The 25852-nt window shown below is 69.2% G+C and carries 26 protein-coding genes and 4 pseudogenes; 15 read left to right on the top strand and 15 right to left on the bottom strand.

The features are described 5' to 3' along the window. Positions 1 to 88: 88 nt before the first annotated feature. Positions 89 to 1279, top strand: coding sequence for a saccharopine dehydrogenase family protein (locus tag OG953_RS06890; RefSeq protein ID WP_405683056.1), 1191 nt, complete (start codon positions 89 to 91; stop codon positions 1277 to 1279). 101 nt (positions 1280 to 1380) lie between these two features. Here the strand turns inward: OG953_RS06890 and OG953_RS06895 are convergent, their stop codons facing one another. Continuing rightward, the gene (locus OG953_RS06895) at positions 1381 to 1974 is read right to left on the bottom strand and encodes a hypothetical protein (protein WP_405683057.1); all 594 of its coding nucleotides are present in this window, start codon (positions 1972 to 1974) and stop codon (positions 1381 to 1383) included. 6 nt (positions 1975 to 1980) lie between these two features. Here OG953_RS06895 and OG953_RS06900 point away from each other — a divergent pair, with 6 nt between their 5' ends. Continuing rightward, positions 1981 to 2988, top strand: a complete 1008-nt coding sequence (locus OG953_RS06900) for a tyrosine-type recombinase/integrase (protein ID WP_405691689.1) — start codon at positions 1981 to 1983, stop codon at positions 2986 to 2988. A gap of 51 nt (positions 2989 to 3039) precedes the next feature. Here OG953_RS06900 and OG953_RS06905 read toward each other — a convergent pair whose 3' ends face one another. The 3 genes from OG953_RS06905 to abc-f form a co-directional block, all read right to left on the bottom strand. Further along, entirely contained in the window at positions 3040 to 4338 is a 1299-nt protein-coding gene (locus tag OG953_RS06905; protein ID WP_405683058.1) for an erythromycin esterase family protein, read from the bottom strand. Positions 4339 to 4523: 185 nt separating this feature from the next. Next, positions 4524 to 5204, bottom strand: coding sequence for a CatB-related O-acetyltransferase (locus OG953_RS06910; protein WP_405691691.1), 681 nt, complete (start codon positions 5202 to 5204; stop codon positions 4524 to 4526). A 46-nt stretch (positions 5205 to 5250) separates the two neighbouring features. Beyond that, positions 5251 to 6870: a ribosomal protection-like ABC-F family protein gene (gene abc-f / locus OG953_RS06915; RefSeq protein WP_405683059.1), complete on the bottom strand. Its 1620-nt coding sequence runs from the start codon at positions 6868 to 6870 to the stop codon at positions 5251 to 5253. A 155-nt stretch (positions 6871 to 7025) separates the two neighbouring features. On the opposite strand from abc-f, the pseudogene OG953_RS06920 reads away from it, so the two are divergent. Beyond that, positions 7026 to 7672: pseudogene (locus OG953_RS06920) on the top strand (TetR/AcrR family transcriptional regulator). Between the two features lie 241 nt (positions 7673 to 7913). Next, positions 7914 to 9131: pseudogene (locus OG953_RS06925) on the top strand (DUF4158 domain-containing protein); the annotation flags it as partial. A 130-nt stretch (positions 9132 to 9261) separates the two neighbouring features. Here the strand turns inward: OG953_RS06925 and OG953_RS06930 are convergent. Further along, entirely contained in the window at positions 9262 to 9810 is a 549-nt protein-coding gene (locus OG953_RS06930) for a GNAT family N-acetyltransferase (protein WP_405683060.1), read from the bottom strand. A gap of 326 nt (positions 9811 to 10136) precedes the next feature. On the opposite strand from OG953_RS06930, the gene OG953_RS06935 reads away from it, so the two are divergent. The 3 genes from OG953_RS06935 (at position 10137) to OG953_RS06945 (ending at position 12847) form a co-directional block, all read left to right on the top strand. After that, positions 10137 to 10967 (top strand): M55 family metallopeptidase, encoded by an 831-nt coding sequence (locus OG953_RS06935; RefSeq protein ID WP_398635306.1) that lies wholly within the window; start codon positions 10137 to 10139, stop codon positions 10965 to 10967. 96 nt (positions 10968 to 11063) lie between these two features. Beyond that, positions 11064 to 11882: an alpha/beta hydrolase gene (locus OG953_RS06940; protein ID WP_405683061.1), complete on the top strand. Its 819-nt coding sequence runs from the start codon at positions 11064 to 11066 to the stop codon at positions 11880 to 11882. A gap of 647 nt (positions 11883 to 12529) precedes the next feature. Further along, positions 12530 to 12847: a hypothetical protein gene (locus tag OG953_RS06945; RefSeq protein ID WP_405683062.1), complete on the top strand. Its 318-nt coding sequence runs from the start codon at positions 12530 to 12532 to the stop codon at positions 12845 to 12847. A gap of 56 nt (positions 12848 to 12903) precedes the next feature. Here OG953_RS06945 and OG953_RS06950 read toward each other — a convergent pair whose 3' ends face one another. The 3 genes from OG953_RS06950 to OG953_RS06960 all read right to left on the bottom strand — a co-directional run bounded on the left by OG953_RS06950 (position 12904) and on the right by OG953_RS06960 (position 14169). Beyond that, the gene (locus OG953_RS06950) at positions 12904 to 13101 is read right to left on the bottom strand and encodes a DUF6207 family protein (RefSeq protein WP_405683063.1); all 198 of its coding nucleotides are present in this window, start codon (positions 13099 to 13101) and stop codon (positions 12904 to 12906) included. A 218-nt stretch (positions 13102 to 13319) separates the two neighbouring features. Further along, entirely contained in the window at positions 13320 to 13790 is a 471-nt protein-coding gene (locus OG953_RS06955) for a hypothetical protein (protein ID WP_266355875.1), read from the bottom strand. Positions 13791 to 13977: 187 nt separating this feature from the next. After that, positions 13978 to 14169 carry a hypothetical protein gene (locus tag OG953_RS06960; protein ID WP_405692451.1) on the bottom strand — a complete coding sequence of 64 codons (192 nt, stop codon included), beginning with the start codon at positions 14167 to 14169 and terminating at the stop codon, positions 13978 to 13980. A 54-nt stretch (positions 14170 to 14223) separates the two neighbouring features. Between OG953_RS06960 and OG953_RS06965 the strand changes: the two genes are divergently transcribed. Next, positions 14224 to 14376, top strand: a complete 153-nt coding sequence (locus tag OG953_RS06965; RefSeq protein WP_405691693.1) for a peptidoglycan-binding domain-containing protein — start codon at positions 14224 to 14226, stop codon at positions 14374 to 14376. Between the two features lie 31 nt (positions 14377 to 14407). Here the strand turns inward: OG953_RS06965 and mmpA are convergent, their stop codons facing one another. Both mmpA and OG953_RS06975 read right to left on the bottom strand, forming a co-directional pair. Next, positions 14408 to 14551 carry a morphogenic membrane protein MmpA gene (gene mmpA, locus OG953_RS06970; protein ID WP_405683064.1) on the bottom strand — a complete coding sequence of 48 codons (144 nt, stop codon included), beginning with the start codon at positions 14549 to 14551 and terminating at the stop codon, positions 14408 to 14410. Between the two features lie 49 nt (positions 14552 to 14600). Further along, complete coding sequence (locus OG953_RS06975) at positions 14601 to 15278, bottom strand: endonuclease V (RefSeq protein ID WP_405683065.1); 678 nt, start codon at positions 15276 to 15278, stop codon at positions 14601 to 14603. A 109-nt stretch (positions 15279 to 15387) separates the two neighbouring features. Between OG953_RS06975 and OG953_RS06980 the strand changes: the two genes are divergently transcribed. Then, complete coding sequence (locus OG953_RS06980) at positions 15388 to 15687, top strand: YciI family protein (protein WP_405683066.1); 300 nt, start codon at positions 15388 to 15390, stop codon at positions 15685 to 15687. Positions 15688 to 15773: 86 nt separating this feature from the next. Here the strand turns inward: OG953_RS06980 and OG953_RS06985 are convergent, their stop codons facing one another. After that, entirely contained in the window at positions 15774 to 16844 is a 1071-nt protein-coding gene (locus OG953_RS06985; protein ID WP_405683067.1) for a WD40/YVTN/BNR-like repeat-containing protein, read from the bottom strand. Between the two features lie 214 nt (positions 16845 to 17058). Between OG953_RS06985 and OG953_RS06990 the strand changes: the two genes are divergently transcribed. The 3 genes and pseudogenes from OG953_RS06990 to OG953_RS07000 all read left to right on the top strand — a co-directional run bounded on the left by OG953_RS06990 (position 17059) and on the right by OG953_RS07000 (position 19265). Beyond that, positions 17059 to 17475, top strand: a complete 417-nt coding sequence (locus OG953_RS06990) for an SsgA family sporulation/cell division regulator (protein ID WP_405683068.1) — start codon at positions 17059 to 17061, stop codon at positions 17473 to 17475. A gap of 337 nt (positions 17476 to 17812) precedes the next feature. After that, positions 17813 to 18052, top strand: a pseudogene (locus OG953_RS06995) (excinuclease ABC subunit UvrA); the annotation flags it as partial. A gap of 238 nt (positions 18053 to 18290) precedes the next feature. Beyond that, the gene (locus OG953_RS07000; protein WP_405683069.1) at positions 18291 to 19265 is read left to right on the top strand and encodes an acyl-ACP desaturase; all 975 of its coding nucleotides are present in this window, start codon (positions 18291 to 18293) and stop codon (positions 19263 to 19265) included. Between the two features lie 126 nt (positions 19266 to 19391). On the opposite strand, the gene OG953_RS07005 is transcribed toward OG953_RS07000, so the two are convergent. From OG953_RS07005 to OG953_RS07015, 3 genes are all read right to left on the bottom strand, one after another. Further along, a complete protein-coding gene (locus OG953_RS07005) occupies positions 19392 to 19892 on the bottom strand; it encodes a tetratricopeptide repeat protein (protein ID WP_405683070.1) in 501 nt (166 codons plus the stop codon). 113 nt (positions 19893 to 20005) lie between these two features. Next, positions 20006 to 20260: a WhiB family transcriptional regulator gene (locus OG953_RS07010; protein ID WP_405683071.1), complete on the bottom strand. Its 255-nt coding sequence runs from the start codon at positions 20258 to 20260 to the stop codon at positions 20006 to 20008. A 73-nt stretch (positions 20261 to 20333) separates the two neighbouring features. Then, positions 20334 to 21134, bottom strand: coding sequence for a VOC family protein (locus OG953_RS07015; protein WP_405683072.1), 801 nt, complete (start codon positions 21132 to 21134; stop codon positions 20334 to 20336). Positions 21135 to 21608: 474 nt separating this feature from the next. Here OG953_RS07015 and OG953_RS07020 point away from each other — a divergent pair, with 474 nt between their 5' ends. The 3 genes and pseudogenes from OG953_RS07020 (at position 21609) to OG953_RS07030 (ending at position 24646) form a co-directional block, all read left to right on the top strand. Further along, a complete protein-coding gene (locus OG953_RS07020) occupies positions 21609 to 22109 on the top strand; it encodes a hypothetical protein (RefSeq protein WP_405683073.1) in 501 nt (166 codons plus the stop codon). 10 nt (positions 22110 to 22119) lie between these two features. After that, a pseudogene (locus tag OG953_RS07025) lies at positions 22120 to 22335 on the top strand (IclR family transcriptional regulator C-terminal domain-containing protein); the annotation flags it as partial. Between the two features lie 97 nt (positions 22336 to 22432). Continuing rightward, the gene (locus tag OG953_RS07030; protein ID WP_405683074.1) at positions 22433 to 24646 is read left to right on the top strand and encodes a DEAD/DEAH box helicase; all 2214 of its coding nucleotides are present in this window, start codon (positions 22433 to 22435) and stop codon (positions 24644 to 24646) included. A gap of 5 nt (positions 24647 to 24651) precedes the next feature. Here the strand turns inward: OG953_RS07030 and OG953_RS07035 are convergent, their stop codons facing one another. Next, positions 24652 to 25755: a multicopper oxidase domain-containing protein gene (locus OG953_RS07035; protein ID WP_405683075.1), complete on the bottom strand. Its 1104-nt coding sequence runs from the start codon at positions 25753 to 25755 to the stop codon at positions 24652 to 24654. Between the last annotated feature and the right edge of the window lie 97 nt (positions 25756 to 25852).

Consider the following 25852-nt stretch of genomic DNA (forward strand, 5'->3'; position numbering starts at 1 on the left):
CCACGATCGCCGCCCGACTGCACACCGCCACGAACCCCTCCGCTAACCTCTGCCTGCCACATCGGCGCCGGCCCCTGCGGAGGCACTCGTGAACAGGCAGAACGGGGCACAACGCCCCTATGACGTAGCCCTCTTCGGTGCCACGGGCTTCGCGGGTGCCCGCACCGCCGAATATCTCGCCGCCCACGCACCCGCCGGCTTCCGCTGGGCCATGGCCGGACGCAATCGGGCCAAACTGGAGCAACTGCGCGAACACCTCACCGCGATCGACCCGCGCTGCGCGGATCTCCCGCTGCTGCACGCCGACGCCGACGCCGAGCACTCGCTGCGCGAACTCGCCGAATCCGCCCATGTGGTGGCCACGGCGGTCGGTCCCTACGTCTGGTACGGCGAGCAGTTGGTCGCGGCCTGTGCCGAGGCCGGGACGGACTATGCGGACCTCACCGGCGAGGCGGAGTTCGTGGACCGGATGTATCTGGAGCACGACGCGCGGGCCCGCGAGACGGGGGCCCGGCTCGTGCACGCCTGCGGTTTCGACTCGGTACCGCACGACCTCGGGGCGTACTTCACCGTCCAGCAGCTGCCGCAGGACGTGCCGCTGACGATCGACGGATTCGTCCGCGGCAACGCCGTCTTCTCCGGCGGTACGTTCGCCTCCGCGCTCACCGCGATGGGCCGCGGCCCTCACATGCTGCGCGCCGCGCAGGAACGCCGGCTCCATGAACCCCGCCTGGTGGCCCGCCGCGCCCGCGCCCGGCTCGGCGCCCCGCACTTCAGTACGGAGACCGGCACCTGGGCGCTGCCGCTGCCGACGCTGGACCCGCAGGTCATCGAGCGTTCGGCGCGGGTGCTCGCCCGGTACGGCCCCGACTTCCGCTACCGCCACTTCGCCTCCGTGAAGCATCTGCCCGTGGCGCTGGGCGGCACGGCCGCGATCGGCGCCCTCCTGGGTGCCGCGCAGGTACCGGCGGCGCGGTCCTGGCTGATGGACCGGTACAAGCCGGGCGAGGGCCCGGACGCGGGTCGTAGGCGGCGCAGCTGGTTCACCGTGCGCTTCGTCGGCGAAGGCGGCGGGCACCGGGTCTTCACCGAGGTGTCGGGCGGCGACCCCGGCTACGACGAAACGGCGAAGATGCTCGCCGAGTCCGCGCTCTGCCTCGCCCTGGACGAGCTTCCGTCGACATCGGGGCAGGTCACCACGGCCGTCGCGATGGGTGACGCACTGCTGGACCGGCTGCGCGCGGCCGGGCTGCGTTTCCGGGTCGCGGCGGCTCGCTGAGCGGACCGGCCCCCGGCCGGGCTGGGTACGGTCGGCATGCCGGTGCCCGGCCGCCCCGGGCGGGGTGGCCGGACACCTGTCCTGCCTTCTGCGGATCGGGGTCAGCGGGACCAGCCGCAGTGCACATGGCGGCTGTGTCCGGCGTTGCCCGGGCCGAGTACCTCCTGCGCACCGAGCTTCTTGCAGTCGGCCATGAGCTGCTTGTGCGGGGCGCCGCTGCCGACGTGACGGCCGTTGATGTGCGTGATGTCGAAGGCGATCCCGGCGTAGTGCCTGGAGTTGCCGCTGTGGTCGCCGCCGACGATCTCGGAGACGGAGAGCCGGTAGCCGTACCGGGTGCGCAGCTTCAGCAGACCGTTCAGCATCCGGGGGTCGAGGGCGACCCGCCGGTTGGGCTTGTCGCCCCACGGGCTGGTGAGCGCTCTCTTGCCGTTCGCCGTGTCGATGATGTTCTGGCCGACCGCACCCGCGCTCGCCAGCCCCTGTTGCCAGTCCTCGTCCGGCATGTCGAGGATCGCTACGAGCGCCTGGCGGGCCTGCTGGAGGCTGCCCGTCCCGTCCCCCTGGGGCAGTCCTTCGAGCATCGGGGGCACCGTTACAGCCGCACGGATTCCCGCGAGGACCGCCGTCGGGCCAAGACCCTGGTCGAGCCGCCTGTCCGGGCCATCGACCACGGCACCGGCGAGATGGTCCACGTGACCATGGTGGAGGAGTCGGCGTTCTGGGAGTGGGTGGCCGTCGAGATCCTGCGGCACAGCGGTATCCGAGTGGAAGAGCTCGTTGAGCTGACCCACCTCAGCATTCGCCAATACGAGCGGCCCAACGGTGAGGTCATCGCTCTCCTGGTGGTCGCCCCGTCGAAGAGTGAACGCGAGCGGGTCATCCCGATGTCCGCCGAGCTGTTCCATGCCGTCGCGCAGATCATCCGCCACCAGACCCGCAACGGCCAGGCCATCCCGCTCGTGACCCGCTACGACCCACACGAAAAGCTCTGGTCAGAACCCATGCCGTTTCTGTTTCAGCGTCAGCTGGGGACGGTTCGCAACGTCATTGCCCCGCACACGATCCTCAACATGCTCGCACGCAGCTGCGAAGAGATCGCCGAGACTGCCCCGGCGTTCGTCGGCACGAAGTTCACGCCACACGACTCTCGCCGGCTCTTCGCGACCGAGATCGTCAACGGCGGCCTTCCGATCCACATCGGGGCGGCTCTCCTCGGACACCTGAATCTCCAGACAACACAGGGCTACGTTGCGGTCTTCGCCGAGGACATCGTCAAGCACTACCAGGAGTTCCTGAACCACCGCCGAGCCCTGCTTCCCGAGGACGAGTACGTCGATGTCACCCCCGAGGAGTGGGCGGAGTTTGAGGAGTACTGCGACAAACGCAAGGTCGAGCTCGGCAACTGCGCTCGCCCTTATGAATCATCCTGTCAGCACGAACACGCTTGCATTCGATGCCCGATGCTGCAGGTCAACCCGAAGATGCTGCCGAGGCTGGCCGAGATCGAGAAGGACTTGGTCCTCCGCCGGAAGCGAACCACAGAGGAGCAGTGGTTCGGCGAGATCGAAGGCATCGACATGACCCTGACCTTCGTCCGCACCAAACAAGCTGACGCGGCCCGCCTGACACGCCGGGCACCTGTTTCTCTCGGCATCCCGACCACTCGCCCCCAATCCACTTGCCTTTGCCCGGGCTCCTGTCTCTGACCTCAGCCGGGTGTGCTTTCTCGGCCTCACCGCCCTGGTCACTGGCCTATCTCACGTGTTTTCGAGGTTGTCGGCCACGGTGGAGGTCGGGGTGTTGAGGATGGCGTCGAACGCGTCGAGGACGGGGGTGTGCAGGTAGGCGCTTTGTATCCGGATGCGGTCGGGGCCCGGGGCACGGTCGGCGCTGCCGGGGGCCTCGCAGGGTGCCCGGTGAAGATTGGCCATGCTGAGCCCGAGGCCGGCATCGGCGAAGGCCGCTTCGACACTTCCCGGCTCGGGCGGCTCCAGCGCGGTGGTGTCGATGGTGAAACCGAAGCGTGCGTGCTCGTCGCGGGGCATGTCCGCGGTGTGTCCGGTGGTGCTCGTCAGGCCGAGGGCGACGTACTCGTCGCCGAGCACGCGGTGCAGGTGCTGTCCCATCGGGAACCCCGTGAGGTGGCCGTTGAAGGAGACCGGTGTTTTCTGGATGTGGGCGTTGTGAGCCGCCAGAACGACTCGGGTGCCGGGCTCGAAGCGCTCCAGGTGCCACAGGACCGACTCGGCCATGTAGATGTCCCGGGCCGAGGTGTCGGCGGTCAGCCCTTTGCCGGCGAAGAGGTCAGCCAGGGCGCGGAAGGTGTAGTCGGCGTGGCAGGCGCCTTCGAGGCGTCGCAGGGCGATGTCATAGCTCGACCGGCCGCCGCGGGAGACGTACAGCGGTTCAACGGAGCGGAAGCGGATGAGCAGCCGCATCAAGGTAGCGCTGAGGGCGTCCTGTTCGGCAGTGGACAGGCGTGCCCACGCGGGCGCGGTGTCGGCCCCCGACCCGCCGGCGAACGATTCGGCGATCCGCATCGCCGTCTGGACCGCCGGCAGGGTTTCGGGATCGGTGTGGCGCAGGTAGTCAGCGACCGGGGCCAGGGCGGGAAGCAAGGACCCACCGGCCGCCGGGATGTCGATGCCGGCGAAACGCACCGGTGGTGAGGCGGTGCGGTTGCGTCGGCGCATCCAGCGCAGCGGCTCATCGACTCCCACGGGGATCGCCGCGGCAAGGTGGGCCGACAGGTCATCGTCCATCCCCTCGCCCTGGGCCCACGCGTCAAGGAGGAACCCTTCGCTGAAGCCGTATTCGAAGGCCAGCACGGTGAAGCCGCAACGCTCGACCAGGAACCGCAGGATGCGCCGGCGCATGGCTGCGAACTCGTTGATGAAGTGGGAACTCTCGCCGATCGCGACCACGCGGGCTTCGCCAGCGATGTCGCGCAGCGGCTCCAGGTCATCGAGCGGCGCCGCGGGGTCGAGGTGGGTGAGCGGGACGGCATGGGCGCGAAGCCAGTCGGCGAACGGGTTGTGGTGGGACGAAGCAGGCATGCTGACAGCTCGATTCTCGGTGCTGGAATGTGAAGGGATCGCCGATACGGGAGCGGATCACCGTATATAGGGCGTCCATCGGCGTTCGGCGACATGGCGGTGAATCCGCTCGGCCTCACCGCACGTGGCGTTTCCCCAAGAGGAGCCCGGCCTTCGCAGGGCCGGTCGTCCTCTGCCAGGACCGTTCAATGGCCCGGCGGCGGGTCTTGAGGTACCTCTGCCGCCTGTGCGGCCGCCGCGTTCTCCAGGTCGTCGATGCTGCCGGACATGATCGTGCGGATGTGTTCGGTGATGCGTTGGAGCGGCCAGTCCCACCAGGCCAGGGCCAGGAGGCGGTTGACGTCCCCATCGCTGTAGCGGCGGCGGATGAGACGGGCGGGGTTGCCGCCGACGATGCCGTAGTCGGGGACGTCGTCGACGACGACGGAGCCGGAAGCGATGATCGCTCCGTGCCCGATGCGGACGCCGGGCATCACCATGGCCCGGTAACCGAGCCAGACGTCATGGCCCACCACGGTGTCCCCCCGTCCGGTCAGGCCGGTGATGAGGTCGAAGTGCTCGGACCAGGAACCGCCCATGATTGGGAAAGGGAACGTCGAGGGGCCGTCCATGCGGTGGTTGGCGCCGTTCATGATGAACCGCACGCCCTCTCCCAGCGCGCAGAACTTCCCGATGACCAGCTTTTCCGGTCCGTAGTGGTACAGCACGTTGCGAGTCTCGAAGGCGGTCGGATCATCGGGGTCGTCGTAGTAGGAGAACTCTCCGACCTCGATCAGCGGCGAGGTGACCAGTGGCTTCAGCAGTACCACCCGCGGCTGCTCGGGCATCGGATGGACCACGGTCGGGTCGGCGGGAACAGGTGGCATCACGAATGCTTCCTTTCTGAAGGGATGTCTGCGGGTCTGGAGGACCTCAGCACTTGGTGGCGGACGTCGAAGTCGCGCGCATGGCCAGGTGGGCGCCCCGCCAGCGCCGACGCAGCCGGCGATCATGGCTGACGATGACGATGGCGCCGTTGTACCCAGTCAGAGCGGTTTCCAGCTCTTCGACGAGGGCGGGCGACAGATGGTTGGTGGGTTCGTCGAGCAACAAGACGTCCGACGGCTCGCTGAGCAATCGCGCCAGGGCGAGACGCTGCAGCTGCCCGGTGGACAGCCGACCGACCGGCACCGTGAGCTGGTCGCGGTCGAACAGGCCGAGGGACAGCAGCCGTTCGGTGTGCCCGGCGGCCTCCCCCGCCCGTCCACGGGCGAAGGCGGCCAGCACGGTCTCGTCCGGTTCCCCGGGTTGCGGCTCTTGGGGGAGGTAGCCGATCCTGCCACGGCGGGTGACGCACCCACTGTCGGGGGCGACTTCCCCGGCCAGGACACGGAGCAGGGTGCTCTTGCCCGCTCCGTTCGGCCCCGTGATCAGCAGGCGTTCGCCCGCCGTGACGGTGAGGCTCGTGCTGTCGAGCCGGTCGGCGACGGCGATGTCTGTGGTGTCGAGCACGACGCCCTGCAGGCGGCGGGCCCGCAGTACGGGGGTGAAGCACAGCGGCTCCGGCGGGGGCGGGACCGGGTTGGCAAGCAGGCGGCGCAACCGTTCCTCGGCGTTGCGCACCCGGCTGGCCAGCGACTGCTGCACTCGGCCGCCCGCCCGGTCGTAGGCCATCTTGTTGCCGTCCTTCATCGGACGGCCGGGGGCCACCTGGCGGGCGGTGGTCGCGGCGGCCTCGCGGAGCCGGTCGACGTCCTCCCGCCACTGGTCGTACGCCTGAGCCCAGCGCTGCCGGGCAGCCGTCTTCTCGGCGAGGTAGCCGGTGTAGCCGTTGCCGTACCGGACGACGCGGCGCCGGTCGGCGTCCACCTCCAGCAGGCTGGTGGCGACACGTTCGAGGAAGACGCGGTCGTGGGAGACCGTCACCGTGGTGCCCCGCCGGGTGCGCAAGTGTTCTTCCAGCCAGCTCAGGGCACCCTCGTCGAGATGGTTGGTCGGCTCGTCCAGCAGCAGCACCTCCGGCGCGGCCGCCAGGACGGCCGCCAGCCGTAACCGGACCTGTTCTCCGCCGGACAGACTGCCCACGGTACGGTCACGGCTCACCAGCCCCAGACCCAGGCTGTGCAGGGCACGTTCCACACGGGCGTCGGCGTCGTAGCCGCCGCGCAGCTCGAAGACTGTCATCAGTTCGCCGTACTCGGCCATGCCCGACTCGTCGCCATCGGCCATCGCGGCCTCCAGACGGCGCATTCGCTGCTCGACGGCGCGTAGATCGCTCAGGGCCCGGTCGATGATCTGCTGGACGGTCGCCTGCGGGGCCAGCCGCTCGTCCTGCGCGAGATAGCCGACGCCACCAGCGGCCTGGACGACGACCTCGCCCTGATCGGGCCGTTCACGCCCGGCGAGCAGGCGCAGCAAGGTGGTCTTGCCGGATCCGTTCTCACCGATGATCCCGGTGCGCTCGCCCGCGGCGAGCGAGCAGGTCACCGAGTCAAGGACGAGCCTGCCGTTGAAGGACTTGCTGACGGCGAGCGCGGTGATCTGTGTAGGCATGCGGGGACTCCAAAGCATTCGAGGACGAGGCGGCAGTCAAGGGCCGCAGGGCCGGGCGAACGCTTCGGAAGAGCATCGATAACTCCACTAGTGCGACAACTGATGCATTAAGATGCTGCCATAACGCCGTCCCCCTGAGCAACGGATTACCAGCGATGACTCCCGAAGCCCCAGGGCCGGAAGGCACCCGGCCAACGCCGACGCGACGCCGACCCGGGGGCCGCAGCGCCCGTATTCGTACGCAGATGCTCGACGCGGTCCGCGCGGAACTCGGCGAACACGGTTATGACGGGCTCAGCATGGACGCCGTCGCCGCCCGCGCGGGCGTGCACCGCACAACGGTGTACCGGCGCTGGGGGACGTCGGCGGCCTGCTCGCCGACGTTCTCGACGCGGCGAGCGACGACGACTGGCTGCCACCGGACACCGGCTCATTGGAAGGGGACCTGGCAGCGCTGAACCAGGAGATCCAGGCAGCCCTGATTGCACAGCCGCCGATCGTCGCGGCTCTGATCGCCGCCTCGTTCCGCTCCGAGAAAGCCGCCCACGCGCAACAGCGGCTCTGGGAGAACCGGTACGCCCGCTGCGAGATCATCGTCAGCCGAGCGGTCCGGCGCGGTGAACTTCTGCCGCACACCGACGCTCGGCGACTGCTCATCGCCGCCACCGCGCCGCTGTACCACCAGCTGGTACTCCTCCGCACGCCCCCCGACCCGCAACTGCCCGGCCATGCGGCCAGAACCGCCGCCCTCGCCGCAGCCGCCAGCGCCTTCGCCGAGCCCCCGTCAGCAAGCGACACCTGAGTGAGACTTCACCAGTTCCAGCACCCCTTCGAGGGCTCGCACGGTGCGATTCATAGGCGACCACTCCACCCGCACGCTCGCTCTCCTCGTCGGCCTCGGGCTTCACCCGGACAGCCCAATGAGGCGACAAGGGGAGGGAAACGGCGCGCCTGACCAACTGAAAGTTACCTGTTGGTTACTTTGCCCCTGGGGCAGAGCTGGGGGTGCGGGGTCGACAACCGTGATCGCCTCGCTTGACTTAGTGCAGAGAAGCACGATCCGGCACATCGGCCGGTTCCTGGGCGAGGACCCGCTCGCGGTGCCTTGGGAGGCCGTGGAGTATCTGGCCGGGCAGCTCGGCATCGCCGATGCCTCATGCGTGAAGCGGCACCCGGAGCGGCGCTCGACGGTGTACGAGCACGCGGCGGAGATCCAGAAGCGGTTCCAGTACCGGGACTTCACCGACCGGCGATGGGGCCGGGAGTTCCGTGGCTTCCTGTACGGGCGGGCGTGGACGCACGCCGAGGGACCGGTGGCCCTGTTCAACCACGCGGTGGCGTGGCTGCGCAAGAACCGGGTGCTGCTGCCCGGGGTGAGCGTGCTGGCCCGGCAGGTGTCGGAGGCCCGCACGGCGGCGGAGCGGCGCCTGTACGAGGCAGTGGCCCGCGCCGCGCACCGGGCCGATCCCGCGCTCGCGCCGGCGCTGGCTGAGCTGCTGGCGGTGCCGGAGGGCAAGCGCGTCTCGGAGCTGGAGCGGCTGCGTACCCCGCCGACGAAGTCGACGGGCACCGCCATGATGCGGGCCATGGAGCGGGTGGAGGAGATCTCCGCGTTCGCGCTGGGGCGGGTGAACCTGTCACGGGTGCCGGTGAACCGGCTGTCCACACCGGCCCGGTACGGGCAGCTGAGCAAGGCGCAGACGATCGAGCGGGCGCCGGAGCCGCGGCGGACCGCGCTGCTGACGGCGGTGGTGCGTCAGCTGGAGGCGCAGGCGGTCGACGATGCGCTGGACCTGTTCGCGGTGCTGATGGCGAACCGGCTGATCAGCCCGGCTCGGCGGGCGTCGGACCGGGAGCGGCTGGCGATGCTGCCGCAGCTGGAGAAGGCGGCCCGCATCCTGGCGAAGGCGTCGAAGATCCTCACCGAGGAGCTGGACCTGGTCGCCGAGCACGAGGCGGACCTGGACGTCGCGGCGCTGTGGGCGGCGGTGGAGGAGGCGCTGCCGCATACGGCGGTGGCCGGGGCAGTCGCAACCGTCGAGGCCCTGGCGCCCGAGGATGACGGGTCGGCCGAGGCCGCCATGCGGGAGAAGCTGGCCCTGCGCTACAACACCGTGCGCCCGTTCCTGTCCCTGCTGGGTGAGTCGGACGCGCCGGGCGGCGCCCCGTCCGGGCGGCGCATCCTGAAGGCGGTGCGCCGCCTGCCCGCGCTCTCGCGTCGGCGGGTCAAGGACCGGCCGCTACTGCCCCGCGAGATCGACGCCTGACTGCCGGCACATCACCCCTTCCCTGGACACCCGAGGCGGACTGGCACCCTACGAGGTCAAGCGGCGCGCCGAGGCCGACGACCGATCGGTGGCCTCGTGGAGATCCGCGCTGTCGAGCACGAGTTCAACCGGACGGCGTGACCGAGGACCACACGCCGAACCACTGCTCGGCGCCGTACTCCTCGAACCGCTCCACCTCGGTAAACCCCAGGTTCGCCGCGAGGCGCATCGCGCGGTCGTTGGCAGTCTGGGTGCAGAGCACCACCGGCTCGCTGGGAAGCGCGTCGGCGAACCAGTCGAGTGCCGCAGTGCACGCCTCGGCGGCGTACCCGCGTCCCCACGCCTCCGGCAGGAACATGTAGCCGAGCTCGGCCTCCCCGGCATCCGGACGGACGTGCCCCGGACGCTCTGCGTCGCGCCGATCGAGCGTGATCATGCCGATCATCGCTCCGTCGAGATCGATCACGAAAAGGCCAGGGCGCCGCCCGGGCACCTCAGGCACCGCGCGCTCGAGCTCATCACGCGGTCGAGGGCCACCGATGTAGGTACCCACCTCTGGCGAGGCGAACAGCTCGATGAACGCCGCACGGTCCCGGGCCTCGGGCTCACGGAGCGCGAGCCGCTCGGTCCTTATCGGGGCAGGTGGCCAGGCGACGGGTCCAAACTCAGTCATGGCGGGCAACCTATCGCACGCCCGCCGAGCGGCACGCGCTCTCACAACTCACGAACAAAGCCACGGCTCCTCAAGGCATGAGGGATACCGAGGGGCCAGGAAGAAGCACCCTGGCCCCTCGGTATGTGATCCTCAGGTGGCCATGGCGGCGCCGCGCTGGCCACTGTCTCGCGCTCTTCCAGCGGTACGGCTGATTTCTGGGCGTGGCTTTGAGCGATCAGGCTGCTGTGTGGATCCGTACCGAAGCCGGATGGTGTCTGTCCGACGAGGAACCGGAGATGTGCGGCTGACGTCTCCCAAGCGATCAAGCTTGAGGAGTTTGAACAGTGCAGATCTACATCAGCGCGGACATGGAAGGCGTCACCGGGCTCGTCGACGCCGACGATGTCCAGCCCGGCGGCCGGGACTACGAACGTGGACGATTGATGATGGCGCAGGACGTCAACGCTGCCGTCCGGGGCGCCCTCACGGCCGGCGCCACCGACATCACCGTCAACGACGCGCACGGCCCGATGCGCAACATCCTTCCGGAGACCCTGCACCCGGCCGCCCGCCTCATCCGCGGCAAGCCCAAACACATGGGCATGCTGGAAGGCCTGACGTCGGAGCACGATGCCATGGTCTGCGTCGGCTATCACTCCCGGGCCGGCGCGCTCGGGGTGCTGAGCCACAGCTTTATGGGCCACGAGATCGAGGACATGTGGCTGGACGGCCGACCGGTGGGCGAGATCGGTCTGGCTCACACGACCGCGGCAGCCATCGGTGTTCGGGTGGTGGTCCTCACCGGTGACGACTACGCCTGCGCGGAGATGAAGGAATGGGATGCCTCTGTATCCACCGTGGCCGTGAAGTATGCGCGGGACCGATTCGCCGCAGATCTGCGCCCGACCGAGGAGGCACGCACGGCAATTGAGGATGAGGTCGCCGCCAGTCTCTCTACGCGACGGACGGCTACAGCACCCCTTTCGGATCCATCCACCCTCACCGTCCGCTGGCAGTCCGCTTCAGTGGCCGCCACCCTCCTGGGAATTCCAGGGGTCACATCGAAGGACACGCGGACCGTCCAAGCGCGGGGTACTCTGCCCAGCCTCTACCGGTTGTTCGGGGTGTGGATGCGGGTAGCAGCGTCCCTGACCAACCAGCCACCGTACTGCTGACCGTTACGACGCAACGCCTGATCGCACATCGCGCCTCGCCCCACGGTGGCCGTCTGAGCGTCGGACTTCTGCTGTACCACTACGTCGGGAGATGCAATGGGTGCCGTCATACATAAAATGATTCACGCTGACGGTGAACAACTCAGTCTCTATACCGTGACACCGCAGAACGAGAGCGTTGGGGCCTGCGGCGTTGTCATCATGCATGGAGCCGGCACCGGTGACAAAGAGCGGCACCTGCCGTTCGCCGAGGACTTTGCCGCGCATGGGCATCCTGCTGTCGCTCTGGACTTCTCGGGTCACGGGGCGAGCAGCGGAGATCTAGTCGACCTCAGCCTCAGGCGGCGGCGCGACCAGGCCGCGGTCGTCATCGACGAGGTATTCGGCTCCAAACGCCCGCTGGTGCTGGTCGGATTCAGCATGAGCGGCCAGACGGTCGCCGATCTGGTGGACCTGTACGGCAGGCGTGTGGCAGCCATCGTTCTCTGCGCGCCGGGGATCTATGGGAAGGACGCCTGGGACGTTCCCTTCGGCGCCGGATTCACCAAGTTGATCCGGCACCCGGAGAGCTGGCGTGACAGTCAGGCCCTGGACACCTACGCACAATTCGACGGTCGCGCGCTCCTCGTCGTACCGGAACAGGACGCGGTCATCCCCGAGGGTGTGACCGAGCTTCTTCGCACGGCGCTGACCACCCGCGCGGACTTCTCCGCCCTCCGGCTCGCAGGGGCCGGCCACCAGCTGGGAATCTGGCTGGCCGACCAGCCGCAGGCCCGCAGCGACATCATCAGCATGTTGTTGCGGCCAGATCCCTCCATCCAGGCTCTCGGGATCAGGCCGCAATCCCCTGGATGTCCCGCGGGTCTCCAGTCGTCCTATACACCCGAGAGAGCGGCGAAGCCTGTGACTTGGTAGAGATCACGGGGCGCGGACTGGTCTCGCAGGGCGAGCAGACATGTCAGCAGGTTGAGGTTCGCACAAACGATCCTCAGCTCAGGCCCCTCAGTCAGGACCTCGCCACTGGGGCACTCAGCGCCTGTTCGATCTGACATGCATTGTCCAGGATGAGGGAAGCTGGACGTGGGTAATCACTGTCGGGATCGAAAGAGGACCGCGAGCACGAGCAGGGACCGCTCCCGGATCTCCGGATCTGGGTGAGCGATGGCAAGAAGCATGGTCAGCGACACGGTCGCAGCGAGAGCAGTGAGGCAGGGAGAGATCAGTTCCATGTGGCGAAGCTAGCCACGCTGGGTGTTGCGCCGGAAGCCCACAAGGTGTGGCGATGTGTGCGCCACATCCGCGCAACACGCGCTGGGTGTTGGCCCCGGGATCCCCAGGCCTACGGGGTCGTTTCCTCAGGTTGCTGCACGCCCGTTGCGACGGCACGCCTGATTCGCCCTGGCTACCGGCCGGTTAGTTGTCCCCTGGTGTCCGAGCTGGGATTCCTGGGCCGTGTTGCGCGGGAAGCCCACAGGGTGTGGCGATGTGTGCGCCACACCCCTAAAACACGTTATGCGCTTCCCTGAGAACGATCCCGCCGAAGCGGCAGGGATACTGGCCGGATGACCGACGTCGAGAGGCGCAAGTCGAACGTCACCTACTCCGCCCCCGTGGGGTCGGTCGACCTTGCGGCATTCCAGGATGACGGGACACCGTACGAAATCTGGGCGTGCGACGACTGCCTGCCCTGGCATGCCGAAGTTGTCAGGGTCGAGAGGGAGATCCTCGTGCGGGAATGGCACGCGGTCGACTGCCCGCAGTTCCAGGATCTCGTCGCGGACAGCGGTCGGGACAGCAGTGCCGATCGGACCTCCTGTCCCGCACCAGCGGGCTATATTTTGGCCATCGCCGCAGCCCAGCGCGAGGCCGTTGGACAGTAGCTGCAGACAGCATGGTGCCCCCGACCAAGGTTCAGTTGGTCGGGGGCACCGGTGTGTCAGCTTACCGGCCGCACCGTCGCGTACGTCCGTACCCGCACCCCCGGTTCACCCGGCACCCGCCACACCTCCGACGGCCCCGACGTCGCCCACCGCTCACCCATCTTCGCGACCGCGGCCGGCGCCGTCTCCTCATCGCAGGCCGCCACCTCCACCAGGCCCGGCTCAAACACATGCACCGCATCGAAAGACCTCATGCCCGCACTGAGGCGAGAAGACCGAACCCCTGTTCCTGACCGGCAGGTTGTTCACCAGGACGGGGAGTAGATGACGGAGTGTCAAATCATGTGACACCAAACTGCACTCTCTGCTTGGTTCCTACTCAACCCCCGACGAGCACGCGACGAAGCAGATCCGCCCGGATCAGCCTTCGGTACGGCCTCGCCCTGGGTGCGCCGCAGCATGTTCCGTGGGCTCAGTCCTGCTGCTCCAACGCGTCGGCGAAGGCGCGGAGGGCATCGGCCAACTCTTTCTTGGTGGGCAGCTCATCCACCTTCTTCTCCAGACCGTCGATGCGTTCCGCCAGGTCGTCCAGGCTTGCCGGAGCCGTGGGATGCGATGTCGGTCCGTCCGTAGGAGATGGGGACTCGGACGGGCCCGCATCCGAACCACCCGAGCCTCCCGCATCCGTACCGCCGGAGCTGCCGCCGTCGGTGCCACCTGAACCACTGACGGAGCCACTGTCCCCAGCGCCGGTGTCCCCGCCGCCCGCGAGACCGCCGCTTCCCGTATCGGACGTCTCCGCGGACACAGGAGTCGGGCCGGACGCTCCGCCGTCCTGGTCGGCCACGGCAATCGCCCCGCCCACACCCAGCACCATCGCGGCGGCCGCGCCGACCAGCGCCACCGTCATCCGTCGCGCCTGGATCTTCCTCATATGTGTCATGCGACGGACACTAACCACTGTTCGCCGCGGAGGGATTCCTTCCGATGATTCGGTGCCGCTTGGGCTCCTCGCGCAGGAACTGGTGGGAGTCGTCCGCGCGCGGCGGCCGCGAGAAACCCACTCAGAATTCCCTCGCGAAACGGCTGGGGGTCGACCAGACCACCCTGTCGCGCTATCTGAATCCCGCTCACGCCTCCAACGCACCGCGCAGGATCGTCGAGCAGCTGCACGCGGTGCTGCGGGCGCCGGCCGACGACCTGGTCCGGGCGTGCGCCCTGGCCGATGCGGCAGCCGGGGCACCGCCGGCCAGGAACCGCCCGGCGCCCACGGCGTCGCCGGATCGGGCGTCCGCCGCAACCGATTCGGTGGAGGCGGTCACCGGCACGCCCGTATCGGCAGATCCGACCGCAGGGCCGAATCCGGCGGCCCGTTGGTGGGACCGCTCCCCACCGGCGCGTACACCCCCTCGACCATGCGGTCGCTGAAGGAGTTCCAGGCATCCCGGAACCTGCCCGTGACAGGCATCGGGGACGAGGACACCTGGCGCGCGCTGCTCAACGCCCAGGGCCCGGACCAGCACAAGTAGCCGCGGCGGCGGGGCGGCGCGCCCTCTCGGGTCAGAGTGCCCAGGACACCAGCGTGCAGATCATCGAGACGGCCCAGACCGCTCCCGCGAGAATGCCGAGAGTCATCCCCACCGCGACCCGGCGCTGAGCGAGATAGACGGTTCCTTGTCGCGTGGACGTTCGATGTTCGGTCATGTGTACCAGTCTGCCCGTCATGATCGGCGGGCGTTATCCGTACACATACTCAGGCGGTCGCTTCCCGCAGGGCCTGACGGCAGAGCGCGTCAGCCCTGCGGGTGGTCTCCGGCTGACGGAAGTCGCGGGCCAGCAGCAGGGTGTGGGCGCAGGCGTTGTCCAGGCCGGTCCGGTGTCCGACGGAGACGAAGACCGGCTTGATGCCGTCCTGGGTGCGCAGCGCCCGGCCCACCTCCTCCTCGCCGTCGAGCAGCGGCGACCAGTCACCCCGGCGGGGGCCCGGTTGCTCGTACGAGAAGGTGAACGGGTTCTTGGCGACGCCGATCGCCGGCAGTCCGGTGAGTACCCCGAGGTGACTGGCGAGTCCGAAGCGGCGCGGGTGCGCCAGGCCGTAGCCGTCACAGACCACGAGTCCGGGGTCGGTAGGCAGGGATTCCAGCGCGGCCAGCACGGTCGGGATCTCCCGGAAGGCGAGGAGTCCGGGGATGTACGGGAAGGTGACCCGGCCGACGGCAGTGGCCTCGGCGACCACGTCGAGCGTCGCCTCGTCGAGGACGACCGCTGCCGCCACGACGACATCTCGCTCGTCGTCGTAGGCGACGTCGACCCCTGTGACCCGGCCGGTGCCGGGCGGCGGGCCGGGTTCGTCGAGCACCACCCGGGGGCGCAGGGCATCCTGAACGGCTCGGGCTTCAGCCTCGTCGGCGGGCATCGGGAGCGTTGTCATAGTGCTGTCAAGTTTAGGCAACAGGCGCGGCGGGCGGCTCGGCAGCGGGCCGGGCGGGACTTCGGCCACGGCCCGGGCCGGTGCGCCCTCGTCCCGTAGCCTGGAGATCATGTTCGTACTCGAGTTGACCTACACCGCACCCGTCGAGCGTATCGACGCGCTGCTGCAGGACCATGTCGCCTGGCTGGACACGCAGTACGCGGCCGGGGTGTTCATCGCGTCGGGCCGCAAGAGCCCGCGCGACGGCGGGGTGATCCTGGCCGTCGGGGACGACCGCGCGCAGATCGAGAAGATCACGGCGGAGGATCCGTTCACGGCACAGGGAGTGTGCGCGTACCGGATCACGGAGTTCATCGCGACGAAGACCTCGGACGAACTCGCCCCGTACCGGCAGCAGCTGCCCGGGTAGCGGCTATCCGCCACCCGGGTACCGCTCCTCGATCGCCGGACGGGCCGGAGCGGCGATCCTCCCGGCCCTGATCCGCCGGGCGCCCCCTAGAACCCCGCGCGCGCCACTCGTCCACGCTCGCCCGCGGCCCAGCAGCCGCCGTCCGGTGTGCAGTCGACCGTGTCGTACGACCCCGTATCGACCGTGCGCCAGGTTCGGCCGGCGTCCAGGGTGAGGTCCGTGCCGGTCGGGCCGACCGCCAGCGCACCCGATCTGCTGTGCGGGAGCCAGGCGACGCCCGAGCGGTAGGCGGCCGGCGGGGTGGCGGACTGCTGCCAGCTGCGGCCGGCATTGCCCGTCACCGCCGCGGCGTTCGGCGACGGCAGACCGGCCCGGTAGTCACCGCCGACCGCGATGCCGTGGTGGCGGTCGCGGAAGGCCAGGCCGAAGACGCCGCGTGCCGGGTCGCCGGCCGGGATCGTGGATTCGGTCGCAGTCCAGGTCAGCCCTCGGTCGGCGGAGTGCAGCACCCGTGCGGTGGCGGCGCCCCCGGTCGCCAGCCAGACGTCCTCGGGACCCGATGCGACCAGGCACTGACCGCTGGCGGCGAACCCCGCCTCACCGGTCAGGGCATCCGGCATGCCCGCACTGGGCAGCACCCGCCAGCTCCGGCCGCCGTCAGCGGTCGACAGGATGCGGTACTTCCCGTCGACGGGATCGCTCATCGCAAGTCCGTGCCGGCTGTCGAAGAAGGTGAGGCAGTCGTAGAAGGCGCGGGCATCGGTGTTACGGAACGACTCCGTCCAGGTCTCTCCCCCGTCGTCCGTGCGGAACACCCTGGAGGCCTCGCCCTCCCCGATGGCCAGTGCCACCGCGCGCCGGGCGTCGAATGCCTCGATGTCACGAAACTCCAGCGCCTCCTGAGCCGCACCGGGCGGTGACACATCGCGCCAGTGACGGCCGCCGTCCGAGGTGCGCAGCACCGTGCCCTTCGAACCCGCGACCCAGGCGGTACGACGGCTGACGGCGGCGAGGCCGCGGAAGCGTGCGTCGGTCCCGGTCTCGGTGAGCGTCCAGGCCGGCCGTTCGCCGGGCCGATGCCGCTCCCCCGGTGTGGCCGCGGCCGCCGGTGTGGCCAGTGTTGCGGTCAGCGCCGCCGCACAGAGCCCCCATGACATCAGTCGTCTCGTCTTCCCCTTGGCCCTCATGGCGCTGGAAGCTAGCCCACGAGCTGCACTCCGTCCAGGGTGCACCGGCGGTAAGTGGGCACTCGATCGGTGCGGCGGTGTGCGGTGATACAGCTCACGCCACCTTCCGATGCACGGATGAGGGAGTTCCGTCGTCTCCATCAGTGCCGGGAACCGTTCATCTGGCCGAGAAAGGGAGCAGGTCTTGTCCACCGTTATCGAGCAGTCCGTGCAGGCCCGCATGGTCGCATCCGCACCGCGGATGGAGACTCTTCCCGCCACCCTGCAGTACGACCGGAGGGATCCGTTCGCCGTACGCATGGCGTTCCCCGCGACGGCGACCCTGGAGGGCACCGATGTCTCCTGGGAGTTCTCCCGCGAGTTGCTCGCGGCGGGGTTGGACTCAGCCGCCGGTGTCGGGGACGTGCGCATCAGGCCGTTCGGATATGACCGCACGGTCCTGGAGTTCCATGCCACCGAGGGAATCGCGATGGTGCACGTCCGCACTGCGGAGCTCCGCCGCTTTCTCGAGCGGGCGCAGGAACTGGTACCGGCCGGCGACGAGCACCGGTTCCTGGATCTCGACCGGAGCCTGACCGATCTGCTCGGCGGGGCCTGCTGACCACGCGTCGGGCGGGAGGCGATTTCGTACGGCGCCGATGGCGCTGTTGCCCGGTTGGGAATTGGGTGACATCACGGCCCAGGAGGGACGCGCGGGAGTGTGAGCGGTGGGGGACAAGGTCGGTGCGGGGGGGCACCGGTGAAGTAAGGCCCGGGCCTTGCAGCCGCCGGACGCGGTCATCGCGGGGGTCAACCCCCCGTCCCCGCCGTGCGAATCGACCGCGGCTGCCAGCAACCACATGCTTTCGCTGCGGTGTTCGTGGCATTGCCCTGGAAACGCACTCGCGTGACCGAGTCGTGCGGGTGGAGTCCCAGCGACAGCCGTCCCTGGGGAAGCGCTCGTCGATCTGCTGGACCGGCTGGTCGACGCGGGCAACAGTGTGATCTGCGTGAAGCACAACCTCGAGGTGCTCAAGCACGCGGACTGGGTGGTCGACCTCGGCCCCGAGGGCGGCAGAAACGGCGGCGAGCTGGTCTTCGAGGGGACCCCGGCGGCGCTGCCCGACCATCGCACATCGTTCACGGCCGAGTATCTGCGCCGGGATCCGGGTCTGGAGCGCCCCAGCGCCGGGACTTGAGGGCACTTTTCCGAATCCCCAGAGCCCGACACAGCCCCGTATTGGTGGATATGAGGGAAATCGGTGCACCTGGCAGTCAGGCGGACTGTCGACCTCCACACCCCCCGCGACCTGCGTACATAACGTTACGTAATCGGGCATCGCGGGGGCCGGCTTGGCGATGGCCTTACTGCCGCTTTAACCTACGGTCTCGTAACCTACGTGTCCGTAGGTAATTCTCCCGTCCCCAGGAGTCCCCGTGACGATCACCGCTCCCCACCTCGGCAGCCCGAAGGCGTGGACCGACGCCCACCTGCTGTACGCCCTGGAAGAGGTGGTGGAGAAGGAGCTCAACCGCCATCTCAAGATCGCCAAGGACTGGATGCCCCACGAGTACGTGCCGTTCTCCGACGGGCGGAACTTCCCCGGCATCTTCGAGGACGGTGAGGCCTGGCAGGCCGATCAGTCGAAGGTCACCGACATCGGCAAGATCGCGCTGGTCGTGAACCTCCTGACCGAGGACAACCTCCCCAGCTACCACCACGAGATCGCATCCCTCTTCGGCCGCGACGGCGCGTGGGGCACCTGGGTCCACCGCTGGACCGCGGAGGAGGGGCGGCACGGCATCGTGATGCGCGACTATCTGCTCACCTCGCGCGCCGTCGACCCGGACAAGCTGGAGCAGTTCCGGATGGCGCACATGGCGGAGGGCTTCGAGTCCGACAACCGTCACTCGATGCTGCACTCCGTGGCATACGTCGCCTTCCAGGAGCTGGCCACCCGTGTCTCGCACCGCAACACCGGCCACCAGTCGGGCGACCCGGTCTGCGACCGCATGCTGGCGCGGATCGCGACCGACGAGAACCTGCACATGGTCTTCTACCGCAACCTTCTCGGTGCGGCCTTCGAGCTCGCTCCGGACCTGACGATGCAGGCCGTGCGCGATGTCGTCGTCAACTTCCGGATGCCCGGTCACGGCATGCCGGGCTTCGAGCGGGCCGCCGCGCAGATGGCGATCGGCGAGATCTACAACATGCGCATCCACCACGACGACGTGATCCAGCCCGTGCTGCGCTACTTGAAGATCCTCGACATCGACGGCCTGGGCCCCGACGGCCTGAAGGCGCAGGAGGAGCTGGGCCTGTACATGGGCGGCCTGAACAGCGAGGCGTCGAAGTTCGACGAGAAGCTGGCGGCCCGCAAGGCGCGGCTGGCAGCACGCGCCCTGGCCTGACGGGCCCGCCCGGCTGTCATCGGCCGTCGGCCGGGCCACTGCTCCGCAGTCCTGTCCGGCGGATCAGGGCCCGTCCGGCCCTGATCCGCCGGACGGGCCGTGGGGCACAGCGCCCCGAAGCCGGGCTCACATCGTTTCGTGCAAGTCCTGCGCGTAGTGCTCGATCGCCCGTCGATACTGCCGCACATGCGGGTCCTCGCTGGTGGCGGCGAGCAGTCTCAACAGCAGCTGCATGGATTCATGGTGCTCGCCGGTGTTGAAGAGCGCCATGGCGAGGAAGGTCCGCAGTGCCCCGTCGTCGGGGAACCGCTCGACACCGCTGCGCAGGACCTTGACGGCTCTCTCGTACTGTCCGAGCACCCGATGGGTGCTTCCGAGGCCGAGCAGCGCTCCCCGGCGGCCCTCCTCCGACAGCCCCGTCCCGTCCAGGCAGCGTTCGTAGAACGGCACGGCCTCGGCTTCGAGACCGAGCACGTCGTGGACCCGGGCGGTCTGGTAGGCCACTTCGGCATCGGCGGGGAAGGCGGCGGAGAGGGACAGCAGCTGCTGTCGGGCTTCCTCGGGGCGTCCGTCGGTGCGCAGCCGCACCGCCGCCGCGAGCAGAGCGTCCCTGTCGTGATCATTCATGCGGACATCGTCCCAGCCCGGCAGGGCCCGTCCGGCCGTGGGACTCCGGCCTGGACGTGCGGGTGCGGCCGGTACCCCCGGGCAGGCCGGATCGCTGTGCGGGCAGGGTGAGTTCAGGCCCGGTCGCGACCGGTTCTGCGCAGCCGGTCCCGCTCCTTCTCGGAGAGGCCGCCCCATACGCCGAAGCGCTCGTCGTTGGCGAGGGCGTACTCCAGGCAGGCCTCGCGCCCTTCGCAGGCGTTGCAGAGCTGCTTGGCCTCACGGGTGGAGCTGCCGGGAGCAGGAAAGAAGAATTCGGGCCCCGCCTGCGCGCACAGCGCCGTCTCCTGCCAGGCGAGCGCGGGTTCGGCCGCGGTGTTGATCAGCATGGAAGTCACAGTGCCCGGTCGCGATAAACGACTGATCAACGCTTCATCAATGCGGCGCGCCGATGGCTTCCGGTCAGCCTTCCGGCGTCTGCGCACTCTTGATCAGAGCGAATTCCGCTCCGTCCGGATCGGCGACGTCGGCGAACTCGCCCACGCCTTCCATCTCCATCGGCTCCAGCGTCAGTTTGCCGCCCAGCCGTTCCACGTCCGCGACGGCCGCTTCGCAGTCGTCGACCTCGAAGTAGGGCAGCCAGTGTGGTCCGGCGACCGCTCGTGTCGCAACGGCGTTGAGCGGAACCAAACCGCCGAAGCTCGCTCCCTCGCCGCCGCCCTTGGTCCGGATCACCGTATAGGACCCGCCCCCTCCCGGGTACGGCGTCTGCGCGGTCTCCCAACCGAACACGGTGTCGTAGAAAGCGGCGGCCGCCGGGACGTCCGGGGTGTACAGCTCGGCCCAGCACAGGGAGCCCGCGGCACCCACCACGCCGAGGCCGGGTTTCTCCTTCGGCTCCCAGATACCGAAGAACGCGCCCGCCCGGTCCTTGAAACCGGCCATCCTGCCGAAGTCCAGGACATCCATCGGGGCGAACGGCACCCTGCCGCCGGCCTGCTCGACCGCTTTCGCCGTGGCGTCGGCGTCCGACGACTGGAAGTACACGGACCAGGACGGCTTCGCCTGCTCCTCGGTGACCGTCATCGCGCCCCCGGCCGTCTTCCCGTCCAGCATGAACATGCCGTAGCCGCCGGTCTCCGGGCCTCCGGCCAGATACTCCCAGCCGAAGAGACCGGTGTAGAACGCGATGGCCCCGTCGAGGTCGGGCGTGCCCAGATCGATCCAGTTGGGCGCTCCGTTGACAAAACGGGTGGTGAGCATGGCGAGCTCCTTCGATGAGGCCCGTTCTCGCGGTGGCAGGGACCTTTCCCGACGTTCCGAGTCTTGCACCGGGCACTGCCAACCGCAGCACGCGGCCTACGGGCGGGCCGCGCTGCCGTACGCCGTACAAGGGCGGCACACGGATGGCGAATATCCGCCGCCGCATTGCGTACGAGCACCGGCCCCATGGACGATCTCCCTCATGACCACCAGAAAGGCTCATGCCGCGTAGGCGCCCCTCCCTCCGGCCCTCGGCCAACGCGCCGCCGGTCCCTGCGGATGTCCACAGCCGACCGTTCACGCAGTCTGCCGAGGAGCACCATGGAGTCCGTCCGTCTGACCGAGTACGCCCGCATGCCGCGCACATAGAGGCGACTGCACCTGTTCGACAGCACCGTCGATGCCCACGGCCGCACACACTGGCTGCTCAGCGAGCGCGCGCCCGGGCCGGGACCGGTCGATCCGTACGACGCCGTGGTCGTCACCGCGGCCGATGGCCATGTGTACGAGACCCACCTCGGTGCGGTCCAGCCGCACTGGCCCAAACTGGATGCCCTGCCCGACGGCGGTTTCGTGCTCGCGGATGCCCGCAGCAAGGCCGAAGAGCAGCATGTGCAGGTCTTCGACGCGCTCGGACGGCCGTCGTGGATGTTCCGGATGGGCGACGCCATCGAGCATCTGCTGGCCGATGCGTCGGGTGATCCGTGGGTGGGCTACTTCGACGAGGGGGTGTACGGCAACGACCCGCTCAGCCACCCCGGTCTGCGGCGCTGGAGCAGCGACCCAGGCGGCGATGGCACCGGTGCGCAGCAGAGCCCGGCGTCGTCGAGCGCCTTGGCGATCGGATGGGTCTGCCAGGAGCCGATCGCGAGGTGGACGGTGGTGCCTTTGAGGTCCGCGATCGTACGCACGGGGCTGCCCTCGGGGACGAGGAGCCCGCCGTGTTCGGGGCGCGGGGCGGAGACGGCGGAGTAGACGATGTCGTGTCAACGACGGCGAGTCGGCGTACGGAGTACGGACCCTGGCGGTCCCTGTGCCGGACGGCGCCGGGTATGCGCGCTTCGCTCTCGCGGTCCGGGCCACGCCGTCCGTGATCACGCGAGCGCGCACCAGGTGGTTCCTGTCGCAGGCCCGCTCCTGTGCGCGGGCCCTGGCGGTCCTGCTGCTGTCCCCGGCGGAACGCCGACCGCCCACGCCCTGAACCGAAGGCACTGTCGGCGCCGCGTGGCACGATATGAATCGCTCGGGGCAGGTGCCGGGCAGGACGGCAGCCGAGCTGCGCGGACAGAGGAACGTACATGACAGAGGCCGGACCGACGGTGGCCGGGGCGCCCACGGGAAGGGACGCCCGGGAGCTGCTGGCGCAGGCCGGGCGGCTGCTGGACACGGCGCGCGCGGTGCTGGCCGATCATGCCCGCGCCGTCGATGCGGTGCACACGGCGCTGACTCCGCTGCTCGACTCCCTCATCCGTAGCGAACTGTCGGCCATTCCGGTCTCCAGACTCAAGGACGTCACCGAGGGCAGACTGCGGCTCGGCGCGATCGAGCAGGCCGGCTTCACGACCGTCGGCCGAGTCCACGAGGCGAACCGGTACGAGCTCCGCCAGATCCCCGGGGTCGGCGCTCAGACCGCCGACCAGGCACTGGCCGCGGCCGGGCAGATCGCCCATGCGGTAAGGGACACCGTCGCGGTGCGGATAGACGTGGACACCCCGGACGAATCCACGACCGCACTGGTCACCGCACTGCACCGGCTGGTCGAGGCCGGTCCGGACGTCCGCCGGGCCGTCGATGCGGCGGGCCGGCTCATCGGGCGTCTTGAGCCCTTGCTCGCCGTGGCCGGTCCTGCGCGCGGGCGGCTGCGCATGCTGTTCACCCGGCGGCAGGCCCGCGCCCAGGCGCTGGAGGCCGTCGCCTCGGTTCGGGCCGTCGTCGCCGAAGCGGCTACGCGTGGGCTTCCCCTGCTGTTCGGTCAGGTGTCGGTCGATCTGCTGCGGGACGCGGAGTCGGACGTCGCGGCGTGGGTCGACTTCGAGCTGCGGTCCGCCGAGTACTACAGCCTGCTCGCCGAGATGTCGGGCACCGGCCCCGACCAGGACGCGGCCGAGGGGTTCCTCCCGTCCGGAATCGCGCACCGGGTGCGCGGTCTGCGGCTCGACGACGCCCATCTGCGCGTCTCCCTGCGCGGCTACCAGTCGTTCGGCGCCCGGTTCGCGCTCGCGCAGAAGCGGGTGATCCTCGGCGACGAGATGGGGCTCGGCAAGACCGTCCAGGCCATTGCCGCACTCGCGCACCTCTCGGCGCGGGGCGAGACACACTTCCTGGTGGTCTGCCCGGCGAGCGTGCTCATCAACTGGGCGCGCGAGGTCCGTTCCCGCTCCACCCTGCGCGCGCTGCCGGTGCACGGCCCCGAGCGACAGGGCGCCTTCGCCGAGTGGCGCGAGACCGGCGGGGTCGCGCTCACCACGTTCGATGCCCTGCACACCCTGCCGGCCGCCCGGGACTGCGGCATGAGGCCCGGCATGCTGGTGGTCGACGAGGCGCACTATGTCAAGAACCCCGAGACCCGCCGCTCCCGGGCGGTGTCCGGCTGGACGCAACGCACCGAACGGGTGCTGTTCCTGACCGGTACGCCGATGGAGAACCGGGTCGAGGAGTTCCGCAGCCTCGTCCGCCATCTGCAGCCCGAACTGGCGCCGTCGATCCACACCACCCATGGAGCCGCCGGTTCGCACGCGTTCCGCAGGGCCGTCGCCCCGGCCTATCTGCGGCGCAATCAGGAGGATGTGCTGACCGAACTCCCGGCGCTGGTGCAGGTCGATGAGTGGGAGAAGTTCAGCGAGGACGATCTCGATGCCTACCGCGAGGCGGTGGGCGCCGGGCAGTTCATGCGAATGCGCCGGGCCGCGTACGCCCGGCCCGCCACGTCCGCGAAACTGAACCGGCTGCGCGAGCTGGTCGCAGAGGCCGCGGACAACGGCCTCAAGGTCGTCGTGTTCTCGTACTTCCACGAAGTGCTCCTCACGGTCGAACAGGCCCTGGGGACGGATGTGTTCGGGCCGCTCTCGGGGAGCCTCCCGGCTGCCCGGCGCCAGGAGATGATCGACCGGTTCGGTGCCGTCGAGGGGCACGCCGTCCTGCTGAGCCAGATCCAGGCAGGTGGTGTCGGACTGAACATGCAGGCCGCCTCCGTCGTCATCATCTGCGAACCGCAGATCAAGCCGACGATGGAGCACCAGGCGGTGGCCCGCGCCCATCGGATGGGCCAGATACGGACCGTCCAGGTGCACCGGCTCCTCGCGGCCGACAGCGTCGACGAGCGGATGCTGAATATCCTGGCCCGCAAGGAGCGGCTGTTCGACCTGTACGCACGGCGCAGCGACGTCGCCGAGACGACGCCGGACGCCGTGGATGTGTCGGACGGGGCTCTGGCCCGACGCATCGTCGAAGAGGAACAGCTGCGCCTCGCCACTGGAACGGCCGAAGCGGCCGGAGCGGCGTCGGAGACCTGACCGGGTCAGGACCTGTGCGCCGCCGGGTCGTGGGCGGCCGAATCCTTCGCCGTCTTGCCGGGCGCGGTGTCACCCGAAGCGGTCTTGTCCGGCACGGTCTTGTCCGGCGCGGCCTTGTCCGGCGCGGCCTTGTCCGGCGCGGCCGTGTCGTGGGTCTCGTGCGGGTCGTACCCCGGCACGGTGCCGTCCGCCTTGGCGACCAGCAGCAGTCCGGCCATGCCCATGTCGGAGTGGCTCTGCACATGGCAGTGGTACATCCAGGCACCGGCGCCGACGTGTTCGCCCGCGACGACCTGGAAGCCGAAGGAGTCCGCCGGGCCGACGATCTTTGTGTCGATGACGTGGCTCGGGTCGTCGGGGCCGGTGAGCAGACCGGTCCGGTTGTCCGCCCAGCGATGACCGTGGATGTGGAACGTGTGGTAGTAGTCGCCGTGCGTGATCATGACCACTTCGAGCCGGTCCCCCACCGTGGCCTGGAAGTTGGGGGCTTCGTGGGCCGCCTTGTTGTTGATCGTCATGTCGTTGAAGACGATCGTGATCGTCTTGTCCGGCAGGATGTCGTCCTTGCGCCGGACGATCACCGGGCCGTACAGCCCCTTCCGGATGCCGCCGGTGCCGTGATCCGTACCGACGACATGGTCGTGGTAGTGCCAGTAGCCCGCGCTGCCCGGCTGCCATGTGCCGTCCTTGCGCCGGCCCGGCGCATGCGTGCGCCAGGTGTACGTGCGGGTGCCGCCCGGTTCGACGATGCTCTTGTTCATCCGGGTGCCGTCGCTCGCGATGTCGTAGTCGACGCCGTGCACATGAAGACTGGCCGGCACATCCATGGTGTTCTCGAACTCGATGTGCAGGGTGTCGCCCTCGTTGATCTCGATGAGCGGTCCCGGGATCGACGCCTTGCCCTTCTCCAGGCCGTATCCCATCTGACCGTCCGCCAGCTTCTCCGCGTACAGCTTGAGATGGCGGACCACGCCTCCGGCCGGGGCCGTCCTGGGCGGGGGTTCCGCCGAGCTGGCCTCGACCGTACCGAGCGACAACGATGTCACGCCTGTCGCGGCCGCCACCCCACCGCCGACCAGAATCCGCCGGTTGAAGCTCCTTCTGTCCATTTCGAACTCCCCACTGCGTCAAGGAATTTACGGAGTTTTTGCAAACTTGCCCAGCTCACGGAGATTGCGTAGACCGCGGAGATTACGGGGATTGCGG

Source organism: Streptomyces sp. NBC_00057, from assembly GCF_045041165.1.
Taxonomy (GTDB): domain Bacteria; phylum Actinomycetota; class Actinomycetes; order Streptomycetales; family Streptomycetaceae; genus Streptomyces.

Excerpts from the sequence above, each read along its gene's own strand:
- OG953_RS06980 (WP_405683066.1), top strand. The coding sequence starts at position 15,388 with ATGTTCGTACTCGAGTTGACCTACACCGCACCCGTCGAGCGTATCGAC.
- OG953_RS07005 (WP_405683070.1), bottom strand. The coding sequence starts at position 19,892 with ATGAATGATCACGACAGGGACGCTCTGCTCGCGGCGGCGGTGCGGCTG.
- OG953_RS06900 (WP_405691689.1), top strand. The coding sequence starts at position 1,981 with ATGGTGGAGGAGTCGGCGTTCTGGGAGTGGGTGGCCGTCGAGATCCTG.
- abc-f (WP_405683059.1), bottom strand. The coding sequence starts at position 6,870 with ATGCCTACACAGATCACCGCGCTCGCCGTCAGCAAGTCCTTCAACGGC.
- OG953_RS06985 (WP_405683067.1), bottom strand. The coding sequence starts at position 16,844 with ATGTCATGGGGGCTCTGTGCGGCGGCGCTGACCGCAACACTGGCCACA.
- OG953_RS06910 (WP_405691691.1), bottom strand. The coding sequence starts at position 5,204 with ATGCCACCTGTTCCCGCCGACCCGACCGTGGTCCATCCGATGCCCGAG.
- OG953_RS07015 (WP_405683072.1), bottom strand. The coding sequence starts at position 21,134 with ATGCTCACCACCCGTTTTGTCAACGGAGCGCCCAACTGGATCGATCTG.
- OG953_RS06955 (WP_266355875.1), bottom strand. The coding sequence starts at position 13,790 with ATGACACATATGAGGAAGATCCAGGCGCGACGGATGACGGTGGCGCTG.
- OG953_RS06930 (WP_405683060.1), bottom strand. The coding sequence starts at position 9,810 with ATGACTGAGTTTGGACCCGTCGCCTGGCCACCTGCCCCGATAAGGACC.
- mmpA (WP_405683064.1), bottom strand. The coding sequence starts at position 14,551 with ATGACCGAACATCGAACGTCCACGCGACAAGGAACCGTCTATCTCGCT.
- OG953_RS07030 (WP_405683074.1), top strand. The coding sequence starts at position 22,433 with ATGACAGAGGCCGGACCGACGGTGGCCGGGGCGCCCACGGGAAGGGAC.
- OG953_RS07035 (WP_405683075.1), bottom strand. The coding sequence starts at position 25,755 with ATGGACAGAAGGAGCTTCAACCGGCGGATTCTGGTCGGCGGTGGGGTG.
- OG953_RS06975 (WP_405683065.1), bottom strand. The coding sequence starts at position 15,278 with ATGACAACGCTCCCGATGCCCGCCGACGAGGCTGAAGCCCGAGCCGTT.
- OG953_RS06905 (WP_405683058.1), bottom strand. The coding sequence starts at position 4,338 with ATGCCTGCTTCGTCCCACCACAACCCGTTCGCCGACTGGCTTCGCGCC.
- OG953_RS06945 (WP_405683062.1), top strand. The coding sequence starts at position 12,530 with ATGACCGACGTCGAGAGGCGCAAGTCGAACGTCACCTACTCCGCCCCC.
- OG953_RS06940 (WP_405683061.1), top strand. The coding sequence starts at position 11,064 with ATGGGTGCCGTCATACATAAAATGATTCACGCTGACGGTGAACAACTC.
- OG953_RS06950 (WP_405683063.1), bottom strand. The coding sequence starts at position 13,101 with ATGAGGTCTTTCGATGCGGTGCATGTGTTTGAGCCGGGCCTGGTGGAG.
- OG953_RS07010 (WP_405683071.1), bottom strand. The coding sequence starts at position 20,260 with ATGCTGATCAACACCGCGGCCGAACCCGCGCTCGCCTGGCAGGAGACG.